The 16969-nt window shown below is 71.3% G+C and carries 17 protein-coding genes; 12 read left to right on the plus strand and 5 right to left on the minus strand.

The window, feature by feature from the left end; genetic code table 11:
• Positions 1–16 precede the first annotated feature (16 nt).
• Positions 17–625 (minus strand): pyridoxamine 5'-phosphate oxidase family protein, encoded by a 609-nt coding sequence (locus tag ACN6LD_RS30390; RefSeq protein WP_445044875.1) that lies wholly within the window; start codon positions 623–625, stop codon positions 17–19.
• Positions 626–751: 126 nt separating this feature from the next.
• Positions 752–1648 (minus strand): hypothetical protein, encoded by an 897-nt coding sequence (locus tag ACN6LD_RS30395; RefSeq protein WP_445044876.1) that lies wholly within the window; start codon positions 1646–1648, stop codon positions 752–754.
• A gap of 221 nt (positions 1649–1869) precedes the next feature.
• On the opposite strand from ACN6LD_RS30395, the gene argH reads away from it, so the two are divergent.
• The 4 genes from argH to ACN6LD_RS30415 all read left to right on the plus strand — a co-directional run bounded on the left by argH (position 1870) and on the right by ACN6LD_RS30415 (position 6912).
• Positions 1870–3297 (plus strand): argininosuccinate lyase, encoded by a 1428-nt coding sequence (gene argH / locus ACN6LD_RS30400; RefSeq protein ID WP_445044877.1) that lies wholly within the window; start codon positions 1870–1872, stop codon positions 3295–3297.
• 215 nt (positions 3298–3512) lie between these two features.
• On the plus strand, positions 3513–4484 hold the full coding sequence (locus ACN6LD_RS30405) for an aldo/keto reductase (protein ID WP_445044878.1): 972 nt from the start codon (positions 3513–3515) through the stop codon (positions 4482–4484).
• A 97-nt stretch (positions 4485–4581) separates the two neighbouring features.
• Positions 4582–5124: a TetR/AcrR family transcriptional regulator gene (locus tag ACN6LD_RS30410; protein ID WP_266723688.1), complete on the plus strand. Its 543-nt coding sequence runs from the start codon at positions 4582–4584 to the stop codon at positions 5122–5124.
• Positions 5125–5388: 264 nt separating this feature from the next.
• Positions 5389–6912 (plus strand): MFS transporter, encoded by a 1524-nt coding sequence (locus ACN6LD_RS30415; RefSeq protein ID WP_319187493.1) that lies wholly within the window; start codon positions 5389–5391, stop codon positions 6910–6912.
• A gap of 188 nt (positions 6913–7100) precedes the next feature.
• Here ACN6LD_RS30415 and ACN6LD_RS30420 read toward each other — a convergent pair whose 3' ends face one another.
• The gene (locus tag ACN6LD_RS30420) at positions 7101–7772 is read right to left on the minus strand and encodes a lysophospholipid acyltransferase family protein (RefSeq protein ID WP_107444933.1); all 672 of its coding nucleotides are present in this window, start codon (positions 7770–7772) and stop codon (positions 7101–7103) included.
• Positions 7773–8311: 539 nt separating this feature from the next.
• On the opposite strand from ACN6LD_RS30420, the gene ACN6LD_RS30425 reads away from it, so the two are divergent.
• The 3 genes from ACN6LD_RS30425 to ACN6LD_RS30435 all read left to right on the plus strand — a co-directional run bounded on the left by ACN6LD_RS30425 (position 8312) and on the right by ACN6LD_RS30435 (position 10607).
• Positions 8312–9490, plus strand: coding sequence for a glycerophosphodiester phosphodiesterase (locus ACN6LD_RS30425; RefSeq protein ID WP_319187491.1), 1179 nt, complete (start codon positions 8312–8314; stop codon positions 9488–9490).
• Between the two features lie 67 nt (positions 9491–9557).
• Positions 9558–10064, plus strand: coding sequence for an RNA polymerase sigma factor (locus tag ACN6LD_RS30430; RefSeq protein ID WP_319187489.1), 507 nt, complete (start codon positions 9558–9560; stop codon positions 10062–10064).
• A 45-nt stretch (positions 10065–10109) separates the two neighbouring features.
• Positions 10110–10607: a GNAT family N-acetyltransferase gene (locus ACN6LD_RS30435; RefSeq protein ID WP_057580404.1), complete on the plus strand. Its 498-nt coding sequence runs from the start codon at positions 10110–10112 to the stop codon at positions 10605–10607.
• Here ACN6LD_RS30435 and ACN6LD_RS30440 read toward each other — a convergent pair.
• Together ACN6LD_RS30440 and ACN6LD_RS30445 are read right to left on the minus strand one after the other, a co-directional pair.
• Positions 10597–11013 (minus strand): hypothetical protein, encoded by a 417-nt coding sequence (locus ACN6LD_RS30440; RefSeq protein WP_319187487.1) that lies wholly within the window; start codon positions 11011–11013, stop codon positions 10597–10599. The two genes, ACN6LD_RS30435 and ACN6LD_RS30440, sit on opposite strands and share 11 nt — an antisense overlap.
• 1 nt (position 11014) lies before the next feature.
• Complete coding sequence (locus tag ACN6LD_RS30445) at positions 11015–11374, minus strand: hypothetical protein (RefSeq protein ID WP_319187486.1); 360 nt, start codon at positions 11372–11374, stop codon at positions 11015–11017.
• 483 nt (positions 11375–11857) lie between these two features.
• Between ACN6LD_RS30445 and ACN6LD_RS30450 the strand changes: the two genes are divergently transcribed.
• The 5 genes from ACN6LD_RS30450 (at position 11858) to cbiE (ending at position 16650) form a co-directional block, all read left to right on the plus strand.
• Positions 11858–12901 (plus strand): methionine ABC transporter ATP-binding protein, encoded by a 1044-nt coding sequence (locus ACN6LD_RS30450; protein WP_319187484.1) that lies wholly within the window; start codon positions 11858–11860, stop codon positions 12899–12901.
• Positions 12898–13635 (plus strand): methionine ABC transporter permease, encoded by a 738-nt coding sequence (locus ACN6LD_RS30455; RefSeq protein ID WP_319187482.1) that lies wholly within the window; start codon positions 12898–12900, stop codon positions 13633–13635. The genes ACN6LD_RS30450 and ACN6LD_RS30455 overlap by 4 nt, the downstream gene beginning before the upstream one ends.
• A gap of 76 nt (positions 13636–13711) precedes the next feature.
• Positions 13712–14545, plus strand: coding sequence for a MetQ/NlpA family ABC transporter substrate-binding protein (locus ACN6LD_RS30460; protein ID WP_319187480.1), 834 nt, complete (start codon positions 13712–13714; stop codon positions 14543–14545).
• Positions 14546–14701: 156 nt separating this feature from the next.
• Positions 14702–15340 carry a GNAT family N-acetyltransferase gene (locus ACN6LD_RS30465; protein ID WP_319187478.1) on the plus strand — a complete coding sequence of 213 codons (639 nt, stop codon included), beginning with the start codon at positions 14702–14704 and terminating at the stop codon, positions 15338–15340.
• A 95-nt stretch (positions 15341–15435) separates the two neighbouring features.
• A complete protein-coding gene (gene cbiE, locus ACN6LD_RS30470) occupies positions 15436–16650 on the plus strand; it encodes a precorrin-6y C5,15-methyltransferase (decarboxylating) subunit CbiE (RefSeq protein ID WP_319187476.1) in 1215 nt (404 codons plus the stop codon).
• Positions 16651–16969 lie beyond the last annotated feature (319 nt).

The raw sequence follows: 16969 nt of genomic DNA on the forward strand, positions 1-16969 counted from the left end.
AGGGTCCGACCGTGCGTCAGACCGGCGGCCGCGGCGGCAGAGCCTGCAACGGAGGGAGCGGCAGCGGCAGACCGGGCAGCCCGTCGATGCTCGTGGCGATGTGGTCCTTCTTCGCGAAGTACGCGTCGAGCGAGACGTCGTCCTCCCGGGCGAAGCGCTTGCCGTGCAGCTCGCGTTCCTCGTCGTAGGTCATGAAGGGCACCGCGTAACCGCAGGTGTCCCGGACGAGTTCGGCGTGCACCACGATGATCGCGCGCAGTCCGTGGGCGCTCGGGTCGATGTCCGGGAAGCGGTCCAGGAGCTCGCCGAAGCGCGGGTCGTCGCGGAAGACCGGCTCGCCCCGGCCGTGCACCCGCACGATGTTCGGCGGCCCCTCGAAGGCGCACCACATCAGGGTGATCCGGCCGTTCTCCCGCAGGTGCGCGACGGTCTCGGCATTGGAGCCGGCGAAGTCGAGGTAGGCCACGGTGTGCTCGTCGAGCACCGCGAACGAGCCCTTGAGGCCCTTGGGGGAGAGGTTGACCGTGCCGTCGCCGGACAGGGGCGCGGTCGCGGTGAAGAAGAGGGGCTGCTCCTCGATGAACGAACGGAGCCTTCCGTCTATGCGCTCGTAGGTCTTTCCCATGGTTACGAAGTATCCGGGAAAGTATTTCGGTCGTCTAAGGAAATACGGGATCCGGCCGGACGTGCGTGCGCCGCGGCGGCCGCCCCGTGCCGGTGCTGTCCCGGGGCGGCCGCCGCACCTGTCACCTCACTTGTTCAGCTGGCAGGCGGCGAGGGCGTTCAGGCCCTGCGGCTTGGTGCCCTTGCGGCCGATCGAGATGGCGATGCGGTCGATCGTGGACTCGCGCTTGCCCTGCAGCGGGCCGAGGATCGCGTTCTGCACGAAGTTGGGGCCGCCCTGGCCGACGGTGTTCTGGAGGCGGGTGTTGGCCTCGTTGATCTGCGTCTGGAGGAGGGCGAGGTTGCGGTCGACCTCGGCCTTGGCGGTGGCGGGGACCGCGGGCAGCTGCGAGGCCACGTCCGGGCAGGTGATCGTGCCGACGCCATTGGCGTTGCCCGCGTTACCGGCGTTACCGGCGTTACCGGCGTTGCCCTTGTTCCCCGCGTTTGCGTTGTTCCCGGCGTTCGCGTTGTTTCCCTTGTTGCCCGCGTTACCGGCCGCCGGGGCGGCCGCGCCGCCGTTGTTCGCCGCGCCGCCCGCGTTCAGCGCGCAGCCGGCGAGGGCGTTCAGGCCCTGCGGCTTGGTGCCCTTGCGGCCGATCGAGATGGCGATACGGTCGATCGTGGACTCGCGCTTGCCCTTCAGCGGGCCGAGAATCGCGTTCTGCACGAAGTTGGGGCCGCCCTGGCCGACGGTGTTCTGGAGGCGAGTGTTGGCCTCGTTGATCTGCGTCTGGAGGAGGGCGAGGTTGCGGTCCACCTCGGCCTTGGCGGTGGCGGGGACCGCGGGCAGCTGCGAGGCCACGTCCGGGCAGGTGATCGTGCCGGGACCGGCGGCCAGCGTCTGGGCGTTGGTCGCACCGCCCTTGGACGACTCACCGGCGAGCGCGGAGTTCACGACCACCGCACCGGTCAGGGCCAGAGCGGCGGCCGCGCCGATGACGACCACACGACGCTTGTTGTACTTCGGAAGAGCCCTGGACATGCGGTGCCTCACTTGGGTCAGGAGTGGGTTTGTTTGACGCGGCCGGCGTTCAGCGGTGAGTACGGGTAAGCGGTTGCCGTTGTTCAAGGCATCTTCAAAAAGTCTTCGCAACTCATCCGGGCACGCACTGGCCCTCTCCTCCGGACACTCGGATTGACGAATCATGCAGACCTCTGCATAATCATGCAGGTCGGAGAATGCAGCGGTGAGGAGCAACGCAAGTGAGCAGCAACAGCGGTGACGTACGGCTCTGGGGCGGTCGTTTCGCCGACGGTCCCGCCGAGGCCCTGGCGAAGCTGTCCGCGTCCGTCCACTTCGACTGGCGGCTCGCTCCCTACGACATCGCCGGTTCCCGCGCCCACGCGCGCGTGCTGCACAAGGCCGGCCTGCTCACCGAGGACGAGCTGACCCGGATGATCGCGGGCCTCGGCACGCTCGAGGCGGACGTCGCCGACGGCTCCTTCGTGGGCACGATCGCCGACGAGGACGTCCACACCGCTCTGGAACGCGGTCTCCTGGAGCGCGTCGGCCCCGACCTCGGGGGCAAACTGCGCGCCGGCCGCTCGCGCAACGACCAGATCGCCACCCTCTTCCGGATGTACCTGCGCGACCACGCCCGGATCGTCGGCGGGCTGATCGCCGATCTCCAGGACGCCCTGGTCGGCCTGGCGGAGGCCCACCCCGACGTGGCCATGCCGGGCCGCACCCACCTCCAGCACGCCCAGCCGGTGCTCTTCGCCCATCACGTCCTCGCCCATGTGCAGTCCCTCTCCCGGGACGCCGAGCGGCTGCGTCAGTGGGACGAGCGCACGGCCGTCTCGCCGTACGGCTCGGGCGCCCTCGCCGGCTCCTCCCTCGGCCTGGACCCGGAGGCTGTGGCCGAGGACCTCGGTTTCGAGAACGGCAGCGTCGGCAACTCCATCGACGGCACCGCCTCGCGGGACTTCGTCGCGGAGTTCGCGTTCATCACCGCGATGATCGGCGTGAACCTCTCCCGGATCGCCGAGGAGATCATCATCTGGAACACGAAGGAGTTCTCCTTCGTGACGCTGCACGACGCCTTCTCCACGGGTTCGTCGATCATGCCGCAGAAGAAGAACCCCGACATCGCGGAGCTGGCGCGCGGCAAGTCCGGCCGTCTGATCGGCAACCTGACCGGGCTGATGGCCACCCTCAAGGCCCTCCCCCTCGCCTACAACCGCGACCTCCAGGAGGACAAGGAGCCGGTCTTCGACTCCTGCGACCAGCTCGAGGTGCTGCTGCCCGCCTTCACCGGCATGGTCGCCACCCTGACCGTGCACCGTGAGCGCATGGAGGAACTGGCCCCGGCCGGCTTCTCGCTCGCCACCGACATCGCCGAGTGGCTCGTCAAGCAGGGTGTGCCGTTCCGTGTCGCGCACGAGGTCGCCGGCGAGTGCGTCAAGGCGGCGGAGGCCGAGGGCAAGGAGCTGGACGAGCTGACGGACGACCAGTTCGCGAAGATCAGCGCCCATCTGACCCCCGAGGTCCGCTCGGTCCTGAACGTCCAGGGCGCGCTGGCCTCCCGCAACGGCCGGGGCGGCACCGCCCCGAGCGCGGTCGCGATCCAGCTGGCCGAGGTGAAGGCGAACGTGCGGGCACAGCACGACTGGGCCACCGCCAAGCAGTGACGCGACGGGGTGCGGGGGGCCGCGCCGGCCGTGGCAGCCTCGCGTGGACGTGGACGTGGACGTGGACGTGGACGTGGACGTGGACGTGGGCGATCGCGACGCGCCCCGCACGCGCGGACGTTCCACACTCCCGCACACCCCGCACGCCGAACGGAGCGCCGTCGCGGGTTACGTTGGTCGTCAGCCGTACCGGAGCCGACCGAACGGAGCCCGCGATGCCCTTCGCCCGCCTCGCTTCAGCGACCACCCCCACCTGCCACATCGGCTTCGGACTCGCCGCCGTGGGCCGCCCCGGCTACCTCAACCTCGGTCGTGACCGGGACCTCCCGCAGGACCGCAGCGTCGAGGCGCTCCGCGCCCGGACGCACGAACTCCTGGACGCCGCCTACGCCCAGGGGGTCCGCTACTTCGACGCGGCCCGCTCCTACGGCCGCTCCGAGGAGTTCCTCGCGGGCTGGCTCGCCGCCCGGCCCGACGTCGACGACGCCGTCGTGGGCAGCAAATGGGGGTACACCTACACGGCCGGCTGGTCGGCGGACGCCGAGACGCACGAGGTCAAGGACCACGGCCTCGCCACTTACGAGCGTCAGCGCCGGGAGACGGACGGCCTGCTCGGCGACCGGCTCGACCTCTACCAGATCCACTCGGTGACCCCGGACAGCCCGGCCCTCACCGACAAGGAGCTGCACGCGAAACTGGCGGAGGCCGCGGCGCGCGGCCGCACGGTCGGCTTCTCCACCAGCGGCCCCGCCCAGGCCGACGCCATCCGTGCCGCGCTCGCCGTGACGGTCGACGGCGAGCCCCTCTTCCGGACCGTCCAGTCGACCTACAACCTCCTGGAGACCTCGGCCGGCCCGGCCCTCGCCGAGGCCCGCGAAGCCGGACTGACGGTGATCGTGAAGGAGGGCATGGCCAACGGACGTCTCGCCGGTCCGGCCGCACCCGACGCCCTCAAGGCGGTTGCCCAGGAGACGGGCCTCGGCTGTGACGCCGTCGCGCTCGCTGTGATCCTGAGCCGGCCCTGGGCCGGCGTCGTCCTCTCCGGCGCGGCGACCACCGCCCAGCTCGCGTCCAACCTGCACGCGGCGGCCGTCGACCTCGACGACGACCGTCTGGAGCGGTTGGCCCAGCTGTCGGAGGACCCGCAGGCCTACTGGGAGCGGCGCAGCCGGCTGCCCTGGCACTGAGCCCACGGCGTCCGGCGGATCCCCGCCCGACCGCCTCGGGTGAGTCGCGCATGCCCAGGGTGAGACATGAATGTCTCACATGGGTTACTCTTGTCTCATGGCTGTCGACCGTGACCATGTGCTGCGCAGTGCCGCGGCCCTGCTGACCCGAAAGTCCACCGCGACGATGGACGAGGTCGCCAGGGCGGCCGGGATCAGCCGCGCCACGCTGCACCGCCACTTCGCCGGCCGCGACGCGCTCGTGCGCGCCCTGGAGTCCCTCGGCATCGCGGAGTGCGAGTCCGCCCTCGAGGCGGCCCGACCGGACGAGGGCCCGGCGCCCGACGCCGTGCGCCGGCTGGTGCGGGAGATCGAACCGGCCGCCGCGCTGCTCGCCTTCCTCTACACCGAGAACCAGCTGTTCGAGGGCGAGCAGCAGAATCCGGGCTGGACCAGGATCGACGAGCGCATCGCGGCCCTGTTCCGGCGCGGCCAGGCCGACGGCGAGTTCCGCATCGACCTCACCCCCGCCTGGCTCACCGAGGCGCTCTACGGCCTGCTGGCCTCCGGCGCCTGGGCGGTCTCCGAGGGCAGGGTCGCCGGCAAGGACTTCACCCACATGATCACCGAGCTGTTGCTCGGCGGCGCACTGCGTCACTAGGGCCGGCGGCACGACCGACCTGCGGCCCGCTGCTCGGCGGCACGACCGACCTGCGGCCTGCTGTCCGGCGGCACGACGGGCTTGGCGCCCGCCGCCCGGCAGCACGACCGGCCTGCCGCCCGCTGCTCGGTGCCCCACCGCCTGAGGCCCGCAGCTCGAGCTCACCGCCACAGGACCGCCGGCTCGAGCAGCCCCCGTCCCCGTCACCCGATCCTTCGAATCATCCGGCTCACCCGGCCGACCCAGCTCACGAACAGAGGAACCATGACCAGCACCCTGCAGCCGGCGACCACGACCGAGGCGGTGAGGCGCCCCGACCGTTGGCTGGCGCTCTCCGTCCTCGTGCTCGCCGTGCTGCTGGTGGCCGTCGACGCGACCGTCCTCGGTCTCGCGACCCCGTACATCAGCGAGGACCTCGAACCCTCCGGCGCCCAGCTGCTCTGGATCGGCGACGTCTACTCGTTCGTCATCGCCGGTCTGCTCGTCTCGATGGGCAGCCTCGGCGACCGCATCGGCCGCAAGCGGATCCTGCTGATCGGCGCCACCGCGTTCGGCCTGATATCGGTCCTCAACGCCTACGCGACGTCGCCGGAGACGATGATCGCGGCCCGCGCGCTGCTGGGAGTGGCCGGAGCGACCCTCATGCCGGCCACCCTCGCCCTGATCCGCAACCTCTTCCACGACCCGCGCGAACGCAGTCTGGCCGTCGGCATCTGGGGTGCGACGGCCTCGGCGGGCACCGCGGTCGGTCCCATCGTGGGCGGATTCCTCCTCGAGCACTTCTGGTGGGGCTCGGTCTTCCTCATCAATCTGCCCGTCATGGTGGTGCTCGTGGTGGTCGGCGTGAAGACGCTGCCCGAGTCCAGGAACCCCGACCACGGCCCCTGGGACCTGCTCAGCGTCACGCTGTCACTGGTCGGCGTGATCGCCGTCGTGTACGCCGTGAAGGAGGTCGCCGCTCACGGCCCGAGCGGCGAGGCCCTCGCCTCGGCCGTGGTCGGCGCCGCGGCGCTGTACGGCTTCGTGCGCCGTCAGTTCGCGCTCCCGGTCCCGCTGCTGGACATGCGGCTCTTCCGCAGCCGCGGTTTCAGCGGTGCGGTGCTGGCCGACCTGCTGACCGTGCTCGGCATGTCCGGCCTGGTGTTCTTCCTCTCCCAGTACCTGCAGTCGGTACAGGGCAGGCGGCCCCTGGAGGCGGGGCTGGCCGAACTGCCGGCAGCGGTCGGCGCGGTGACGGCCGGTCTGCTGGCAGGCCGCGTGGCGCGCCGCTTCTCGGTGCGGTCCGTGGTCTCCTGCGGTCTCGCGGCGATCGGCCTGGCGCTGGCCGCGCTGACGACGGTCACCGGGACCACCGGCTATCCCATGCTGGGCGCGGCCCTGCTGGTGGTGGGCGTGGGCGCCGGGTTCTCCTTCACGGTGACCGCGGACGTCATCCTGGGCTCGGTGCCGAAGAACCAGGCGGGCGCTGCCTCGGCCGTCTCCGAGACGGCGTACGAACTGGGCGCGGCGCTCGGCATCGCCCTGCTCGGCTCGATCGTGACCGGTGTCTACCGGGGCTTCGCGGCCCCGGCCGGCACACCGCAAGAGGCGCACGAGTCGTTGGGCGGCGCGGTGGAGGCGGCGGGGCATCTGCCGCCGGCCGCGGGCGCGGAGATGCTGGCGTCGGCCCGCGCGGCCTTCGTCGACGGCCTGGCGGTGGCGTCCGGAGTGGGCGCGGCGGTTCTGCTGGCGGCGGCGGTGGCGGCGTGGTTCCTGCTCAGGGGACAGCGCCTGGAGACCGCCGGCTGAGGGAAGCGGGCCACGGGCGCGCGGAACGGCGCCCGCACGTCACCAGGGAGGTCCCGCAGTCCGAGGGGTGCGGCGCACCGCCCTCCGGGCCCCGGCGCGCCCGCACAGGACGACGCACCCCGCACCGGACGACGATGCACCCCGTCGGTCGATGCACCCCGTCGGTCGACGCACCCCGTCGGAGGCGCTTACGCAGCCTTGGCCTTGGTGGCGTACATGTCCACGTACTCCTGACCCGACAGCCGCATGACCTCGGTCATCACGGAGTCGGTGACGGCGCGCAGCACATAGCGGTCCCGGTCCATCCCGTCGTACCGGGAGAACTCCATCGCCTCGCCGAAGCGGACCGTCACCCGGCCCGGACGGGGCATGCCCGCTCCGCCCGGCTGAAGCTTGTCCGTGCCGATCATCGCGAACGGCACGACGGGCGCGCCCGTCATCAGCGTCAGCCGCGCGATGCCGGTACGGCCCCGGTAGAGACGGCCGTCGGGGGACCGCGTGCCCTCGGGGTAGATCCCGAAGACGTTGCCCTCCTCCAGGATCCGGCGTCCGGTCATCAGTGCGGCGACGCCGCCGCGGCCGCCGTCCCGGTCCACCGGGATCATGCCGACCCCGGTGAAGAACCAGGCCATCAGCCGGCCCTTGAGGCTCTTGCCGGTGACGTACTCGTCCTTGCCGATGAAGAAGACCTGTCGGTCGCACACCAGCGGCAGGATCATCGAGTCGATGAAGGTGAGGTGATTGCCCGCCAGGATCACGGGGCCGTCGCCCGGGATGTGCTCCGCGCCCTCGACCCGGGGGCGGAACATCAGGCGCATGACCGGTCCGAGCACTGCCTTGATGAGCGCGAAGCGCGACAACGAGCCCTCCGATGTCAAGGGAAAAGGGTATGAGTCTGTGCAGGTGAGGACGATACTCGCGGGCCGGGGGCCGACGCACATCGGGTCACCCAGGTCTTACGCACTGTTGACGTTTGTTTACCTGTACGGCCGCATGGCCGCCCGCCCGTAGCCCGTCCGTCATCCGCACGGAACGGGGTGGACCACACTCGACACGGGAGGGCCGGCGCCTTGCCGCAGCCTTCGCCGGGCTGCCCGAGGACCGGGCCGCGCCAGGACCCGGGCGCTCGTGCGTCCGGCGCGCCGCCCGGCTCCGACCGGGACCGCCGTGCCAGGGCTCGGAACGGGTTCCCCGGCCGGCCGCGCCGAATCCCCGCGTCCGACGACCCGTCACCTCGACGTACCGCATGGACCGCATCCGTCGTAGGCGACCTCGCGCACCCGGCGTACACCAGGTGCCGTCCGACGTCCTCCGCGTGTTGGGGCCGAGGTCTCCCGCAGGTCATGTCCACGCCCCTACCATCGGCCCGCACGGACGAGCCGACGGCTGGAGGCCCCGCATGGGAACGCAGGACACGCAGGAGTCGAACGAGCAGGCGCGCGCGGGCGGCACCGGCCGACGGGCGCTTCTGGGCGCGGCCGTGCTCGGCGCCGGAGGCGTGCTCGGTCTGTCCGGCACGGCGGCGGCCGCCGAGGCACGCCACGGGGGAGGCGGCCTCAGGAGCCTTCCGGTGCCCACCGTCATCGGTCATCGCGGCGCCAGCGGCTACCGCCCCGAGCACACCTTCGGCTCCTACCAGCTCGCCCTCGACCTGGGGGCCGACATCGTGGAGGCCGGCGACCTCGTCCCCACCCGGGACGGCCACCTCGTCTGCCGGCACGAGCCGGAGATCGGCGGCACGACGGACGTCGCCGCCCACCCCGAGTTCGCCGACCGCCGGACGACGAAGGTGCTCGACGGCGTCCCCACCACCGGTTGGTTCACCGAGGACTTCACGCTCGCCGAGCTGAAGAGACTGCGGGCGGTCGAGCGCATCCCGGCCAATCGCCCGCACAACACGCTCTACGACGGCCGTTGGGGGATCCCCACCTTCGAGGAGGTCCTCAAGTGGCAGGACGAGCAGACCCGTAAGCGCGGCAAACAGGTCTGGATCTACCCCGAGACCAAGCACCCCACCTACTTCCGCAAGCAGGGCCTGGGACTGGAGGAGCGGGTCGCCAAACTGCTGCACAAGTACGGCAAGGACAGGAAGAACTCGCCGGTCGTCCTGCAGTCCTTCGAGCCGACCAGCATCCAGCGCCTGAACAAGCTGGTCGACAACCCGCTCGTCGTGCTGTTGTCCACCGCCGGCTCCCGCCCCTGGGACTTCGTCGAGACGGGCGACCCGCGCACCGTCGCCGACCTGATCACGCGGGCCGGCCTGCGGGAGATCGCCGGGTACGCGCAGGGCATCGGACCCACCCTCGACCTGGTCATCCCGAAGGACGCGGCCGGCAACCTGACCAGGCCGACCACCCTGGTGAAGGACGCCCATGCGGTCGGCCTGATCCTGCACCCCTACACCATGCGCAACGAGAACCCCTTCCTGCCCGCGGACTTCCGCAAGGGCTCGGACGTGGATGCCTACGGCGACTCCTTCGGCGCGTTCCGCACCTACTTCGCGACCGGCATCGACGGGGTCTTCACGGACAACCCGGACACCGGAGTGCTGGCCCGCGCGGACTTCGTCAACGGCTGAGTCCTCGTTGGGGTGACAGTCGGCCGCCCGGGCAACCGACCGCCCGGGCCGCCGCATCGTGTGGCATATGACCCCCGACTTGCTCGCCTCCCTGCACCCGCTGCTCAGTGCGGAGGCCTCCGCGGAGGCCCCTGCCGCCGGCGCCGAACCCGGTGACCTGGAGCAGGCCGTCTGGCTCCGTCTCCTCGAGCGCCTCGCCGCCGACGGCCCGCCCCGAGATCCCGAGGGCTGGCTGCGCCGGGCCGTCCGGGCCGAGGTCCGCCGTACCCGCCGCACCGCCCGTCGTGAACAGCCTTACGAGACCGAGCCCGCCGACGAAGCGGAACGCGGACCCGAACACCTGGCCCTGACCGCCGCCCGCCATCGAGCCCTGCGCGAGGCCGTGCACCGGCTGCCCGGTCGCTGCTCGCGTCTTCTGCAGGCCCTCCTCTCGCCCGAGGACCTCACCTACCGGGAGATCGCGGGGAAGTTGGGTATCTCACAGGGCAGTCTCGGACCGGAACGTTCCAGATGTCTGGGATGTCTTCGCCGATTGCTCGCACCGGAGGTTGCGGCTCCCGAAGTGCGGGGATAGGAGTGAGGGACCACAGGCGATCAGGTGAGCGAGAGGCGTGCGCACATGGGCATGAGCGTGACCATCTCGGTGGCGACCGAGCAGGATGCCGAGCAGATCTTCAGACTGCAGTACCTGTGCTTCCAGAGCGAAGCCGCGCTGTACGGGAACTACCGCATCGCCCCGCTCGTCCAGAGCCTCGACTCCGTCCGGCAGGAACTCGCCGCCGACTGCGTCTTCGTGGCCCGGCTGGGCGACGAGGTGGTCGGCTCGGTACGCGGCACCCTCACCGAGGACGGCGCCGCCGCCATCGGCAAGCTCTGCGTCCACCCCCGCCTCCAGGGGCACGGCATCGGCGCACGGCTGCTGCGCGCCGCCGAGTCGGCGCTGGGAGGCGAGCGCGGCGCCAAGAAGTTCCGCCTTTTCGCCGGCCACCGCAGCGAGGGCAACCTCCGCCTCTACCGCCGGGTCGGCTACGAGACGGTCGGCACCTCGCAGGGCACGGACGGCGTGCCGATGATCGTCCTGGAGAAGCAGGCCGGGGAGTACGCGGCTACGGCGTAGTCGTGCGGGAGGTGCGCAGCCAGTACAGGGCCGACACGGGCAGCAGCACGGGGATGAAGACGTACCCCATCCCGTAGTCGGACCACACGGTCGCCTCGGGGAAGGCGGAGGGCTGCACCAGGGTCCAGGTCCCGACGACCAGTACGCCCGCGAGTTCGGCGGCGCAGCACAGCCGCGCCGCCCTGCGGGCCGTCTCGCCGCCCCGCACCAGCGAATAGGTGATGAAGCCGTACACCACGCCCGCCACCGCCGACAGCGTGTACGACAGCGGCGCGCGGTCGAAGTGCGCGGCGATCTCGTACGCCGACCGCGACACCGCGCCGACCACCATCACGCCGTAGAACCACACCAGCAGCATCCCGGGCCCGCTGATCAGCCGGTCCGGCTTCTCCTGCACCGCCGCCATCTCAGCCTCCCCAGATGTCGAAGAGCCGCACCTCGAGCACGGCGAGGACCACGCCGCCCGCGGCGACCGTCACCGAACCCCAGCGGGTCCGTTCGGCCAGCGACATGAACCCCGCGGTCGGCACGCACGCGAACGCGCCCAGCAGATACGCCACGAACAGCGTCGTGCCCTGCTCCGGCTTCTCGCCCCGCGCCAGCTGAACGATCCCGATCACCAGCTGGACCGTCGCCAGCAGGGAGACCACGGCCATCCCGATGAAGTGCCAGTCCTTGGTCGGCTGGTCGCGGTAGGCGGCCCAACCGCACCAGGCGGCGAGCAGCAACGCGGCGGCGCCGGTCGCCGCCGTCAGGGCATCAAGCATGCAGTGACCTTAATACGGCGTAACAGACACTCCGCGGTCGGCCCCGGGGACCCGCGCGACCGGGGGCGCGGGGATCTCCGTGCAGGGGCGGGGGACGCCGAAGGCCGTCCACGGATGTCCAGAATGCGGACAGCTGTTTCTTGGTCAGCACCGTACGTCTGCTTTACTGATGCTCATGACCACTACGAGCTGCCGCACCCGTGCGACCGAGGCGACCCTGACGCCCGGTGCTCGTTGCATGTGTCGAATGTGCGCCTTCTAGAGGGCCCCCGCACCACCCCCGAGCTCGCGCCCCGAAGCGAGACGCCGTGGCAGGTCCGTACGCCGCATCTCTGCCGTACATGACCTGAGCCGCGCCCCGCGCGCATGTTTCTCACCGTTCCCTTTCCGCCACGGCGAGAACCGTGTCGCGTCCTGACAGCCTGCATCCGTGCGCCCGGGCACACCCACGCCCGCGCACTCGACAGTGACGGAAACCCCCACGTGATCACCACCACGGGCCTGACCAAGGTCTACCGCTCGCGCGGCCGTGAGGTCACCGCCCTCGACGGCGTCGACCTGCATGTACGCGAAGGCGAGGTGTACGGCGTCATCGGCCGGTCCGGCGCCGGAAAGTCCTCGCTCATCCGCTGCGTCAACCTCCTGGAACGCCCCACCGCCGGAACGGTCACCGTCGACGGGCGGGACCTCACCGCGCTCGCCGGGCGGGGCCCCCGCGCCGGCAAGGAACTGCGGCAGGCGCGCAGCCGGATCGGCATGGTCTTCCAGCACTTCAACCTGCTGTCCTCGCGGACCGTGCAGGACAACGTCGAACTGCCGCTGGAGATCCTCGGCTCCTCCGGGAAGGAACGATCCCGCAGGGCGCTGGAGCTGCTCGACCTGGTCGGGCTCGCCGATCAGGCGAAGGCCTACCCGGCGCAGCTGTCCGGCGGCCAGAAACAGCGCGTCGGCATCGCCCGCGCGCTGGCCGGCGACCCGAAGGTGCTGCTCTCCGACGAGGCGACCAGCGCACTCGACCCCGAGACCACCCGCTCCATCCTCCAGTTGCTGCGCGACCTGAACCGGCAGCTGGGCCTGACGGTCCTGCTCATCACGCACGAGATGGACGTGGTGAAGTCGATCTGCGACTCCGCCGCGCTCATGGAACACGGCAGGGTCGTCGAGTCCGGCACGGTCAGTGAACTGCTCGCCGCCCCGGGCTCCGAACTGGCCGCCGCTCTCTTCCCGGTCGGCGGCGATGCGAGCGACCACGACCGCACCGTCGTGGACGTCACCTTTCACGGCGAGGCCGCCACCCAGCCCGTCATCTCCCAGCTGTCGCGCACCTACAACATCGACATATCGATCCTCGGCGCCGCAGTCGACACCGTCGGCGGCCTCCAGATCGGCCGGATGCGCATCGAGCTGCCCGGCCGCTACGAGGACAACGTCGTGCCGATCGGCTTCCTGCGCGAACAGGGCCTGCAGATCGACGTCGTGGACCACGCGCCCCAGGAACCCGCGCTCATCGAGGGAGGCGTCAAGTGAGCTGGTCGGAGATGCAGCCCCTGCTGGCGCAGGCCTGTTGGGACACCCTCTACATGGTCGGCTGGTCCACCCTCGTGGCCGTCGCCGGCGGCCTCCCGCTCGGCGTCCTGCTGGTCCTGACCGACCGCGGCGGGCTGCTCGAGAACATCTTCGCCAACAAGGTCATCGGGCAGATCGTGAACGTCGCCCGCTCGATGCCCTTCATCATCCTGATGGTGGCGCTGATGAACTTCACGCGCACGATCACCGGCACCACCATCGGCCGTGAGGCCGCGATCGTGCCGCTCGCCATCGGGGCCATCCCGTTCTTCGCGCGCCTGGTCGAGACGGCTGTCCGCGAAGTGGACGGCGGGCTCGTCGAGGCCGTGCAGTCGATGGGGGGCGACACCTGGACGATCGTGCGCAAGGTCCTCGTCCCGGAGTCCCTGCCCTCCCTCGTCGCCGGCGCCACGACCACGGTCGTCACCCTCATCGGCTACTCCGCCATGGCCGGCACCGTCGGCGCCGGCGGGCTCGGCGACATCGCCATCCGCTACGGCTACCAGCGCTTCCAGACCGAACTGATGTGGATCACGGTGGCGATCCTCGCCGTCGTCATCTCGCTCATCCAGTTCGCCGGCGACCACGCGGCCCGCGCCCTGCACCGCCGCGGCGGCAGTTCGGGCCCCGCCCCCAGGCTCCGCCTGCTGAAGGCGAAGGAGCCGGCCGCCGCCGACGTCGGCAAGGTCGCCTGAGCCCCCGGGCCGCCCGTCAGACTCCCCGCACCACCCGACGCGGGGCCGCACCACCTTTTCAGGAAAGGCACTTTTCGTGCGTAACACCACCAAGATCACCACTGCTGTCCTCGCCGCCGGAGCCCTCACCCTCGGACTCACCGCCTGCGGCTCGGACAAGGACTCCGGCGCCGACGCGAACGCCACGCTGACCGTCGCCGCCACACCCACCCCGCAGGGCGAGATCCTCGACTACATCAAGGACAACCTCGTGGCGAAGGCCGGCCTCAAGCTCGAGGTCAAGGAGTTCACGGACTACGTCACGCCCAACACGGCGGTCCAGCAGGGTGAGGTCGACGCCAACTACTTCCAGCACCAGCCCTACCTCGACGACTTCAACAAGAAGAACGGCACCGACATCGTCGCCGTGCCCGGCGCCACGGTGCACCTCGAGCCGCTCGGCCTGTACTCCCGCAGCGTCAAGAAGCTCGACGCCCTGAAGAAGGGCGCCACCGTCGCCCTGCCGAACGACACCACCAACGAGGCCCGCGCGCTGAAGCTCCTGGAGGCAGGCGGCCTCATCGGCCTGAAGCCGGGCGTCGGCTACGACGCGACCCCCAAGGACGTCGCCTCCAACCCCAGGGGCCTGAAGTTCAAGGAGCTCGAGGCGGCCCAGCTGCCGCGCTCCCTCTCCGACGTCGACGCCGCCGTGATCAACGGCAACTACGCGCTGGAGGCCAAGCTCAGCCCGGCGAAGGACGCCCTGGTGGCCGAGTCCGCGAAGGGCAACCCGTACGCCAACTTCCTCGCCGTGAAGAAGGGCGACGAGGGCGACCCGCGCGTGAAGAAGCTGGCCGGGCTGCTCACCTCTGCCGAGGTGAAGAAGTTCATCGAGGACAAGTACGACGGAGCCGTCGTGGCGGCCTTCTGACCCACGCCCCCGACGCACACGCACGGGGTCCGCGCCTTCACCCGGTGTGGACCCCGTGGTGGGGTTCCGGGCCCACATGCTGCATGCTGGGCAGTTCAGTCGGCCCTGACGGGGCGGCAGGTCTCACCAGAGGTCCCGAAGGTTACGGAGCGGCGCATGACGAGCACCTTCCCCAACATCTCCATCAGCACGGAGCGGTTGGGCTTGCGTCCCCTCGACGAGGACGACGTGCCCGCCCTGGCCGACATGATGAACGACGAGCAGGTCACGGCATGGACCGCCGTGCCCCAGCCCTTCGACGAGGCGGCCGCCCGCCGCTGGATCGCCGAGTACGCGCCCGAGGAACGCACCGCGGGACGCGGCCTCGACCTCGCGGTCACCGAGTTCCTCACCCAGCGCCTGGTCGGCGTCGTCCAGCTCGCCAAGACCAACTGGCACGTGCGCTCCACCGAACTGTCGTACATCATCGCCCCCTGGGCGCGCGGCGAGGGCTACGCCTCCGAGGCGGCGCTCGCCACCGCCCAATGGCTGTTCACCGATCAGAAGTTCGAGCGCATCGAGCTGCGCACGGCCGCCGACAACACCGCCGCCCAGCAGGTCGCGCAGAAGATCGGCTGCATCAGCGAGGGCGTGCTGCGCGGCGCCTGCATAGCGCGCGCCCGCGCCGAGGACGGCGCCTGGAACGAGGTGCGCACCGACTACATCGTCTACAGCCTCCTCCCGGAGGACCTGGACGGCGGCGGCGAGCACTTCGCGGAGAGCGGCGGATTCACGTCGTACACCGACTGGAACTGATCCCGCCGCAGGTGTCACCGCCGCCGCCCGCGCCCGCCGACCAGGTACCCTCACGGAGCCCGCTGCCTGCGTGAACCCGGGGGAGACTGACGACGATGGCCGACCGCGTCACGGTGATCGGCTGGGACGGCTCGCCGCTGACCGACGCGGCCCGCTCCGCTCTGAGCGCCGCCACGCTGGTGGCCGGCGCCGCCCACCACCTGGCGCTGCCCGAGGTGCCGCCCGGCGCGGAACGCATCCGGCTCGGCAGCGTCGCGCTCGCGGCCCGCCGTATCACCGGCCACCGCGGCACCGCCGTCGTCCTCGCCGACGGCGACCCTGGCTTCTTCGGCGTCGTACGGACCCTGCGCGCACCCGAGTTCGGCCTGGAGGTCGAGGTCGTCCCGGCCGTCTCCGCCGTCGCCGCCGCCTTCGCCCGCGCCGGGATGCCCTGGGACGACGCCCAGGTGGTCGTCGCCCACCGGCGCACGCTGCGACGGGCGGTCAACGTGTGCCGCGCGCACACCAAGGTGGCCGTCCTCACCTCCCCGGGCGCCGGTCCCGCCGAGCTCGGCCTGCTCATGGAGGGCGTGCACCGCACCTTCGTGGTCTGCGAGGAACTCGGCACCGGCCGCGAGCAGGTCAGCGTCGTCACCTCCGACAAGGCGGCCGACCACACCTGGCGCGACCCCAACGTCGTCATCGTCATCGGCCCCGCCGTCCCGGCCGCCGCCGGGGACGGCGGCTGGATCGCCGGCCGTGACCCGGGCGCCGGCCCGCGCGGCTGGACCCTGCCCGCCGACGCCTACGGCGGCGGGCTGGGCGAGGGGGAGGCGCCGTTGCTGCGCGCCGCCCAACTGGCCCACCTCGGGCCGCGGACGGGCGACCTCGTCTGGGACATCGGCTGCGGCAGCGGCGCCTTCGCCGCCGACGCCGCGCGGGCGGGCGCCGCCGTCATCGCCGTCGACCGGGACATGCAGGCGTGCGCCCGCACCGACGCCGCCGCGCGCCGGCACGGGGTCCAGCTCCAGATCGTCCGCGGAGACGCCCCGCACGTGCTGGAGAACCTGCCGGAACCGGACGTCGTCCGGGTCGGCGGCGGGGGAGCGGCCGTCGTCTCCGCGGTCGCCGACCGCCGCCCGCAGCGCATCGTCACCCATGCGGCCACCCGGGACGCCGCCGAACTCGTGGGCCGCGACCTGACCGAGCACGACTACCGCGTCGAGTGCGCCCTCGTGCAGGCCGTCGAACTCGACACCAGGGCCTGGACGGAGACGGAGCGGAGCGTCGCGTTCCTGCTCACGGGGGTTCTCGCGGACCGTCGGCCCTGACCCGGTTCGCCCGCCCGGTGATCCTGTTGTCGTACCGCGCGCGGTAGGCTGGCCGATCGTCGTACCGCTTACGGTCACCCGGCGCTTCGTCGGCCAATGTCCGGAAAACACCTCCCTTTTGGGCTGGGTGTGGTACGGCAGAACCGGAGGACGCGCAACGTGGCGCAGTCCACAGCGGAGCGTTGCGGATCAAGCTGTCGCGACGACCCGACGGCCGCGACAATGCCACTGTATGGCTTTGTCGCTTTTTCGAGCGGGTCGTTCGTGCCGCTGGGCACGGACGCTCGTTCTCACTGCGGGGCGGTCGGTGCGCCGCTCC

This window comes from Streptomyces sp. SAS_272 (assembly GCF_052543235.1).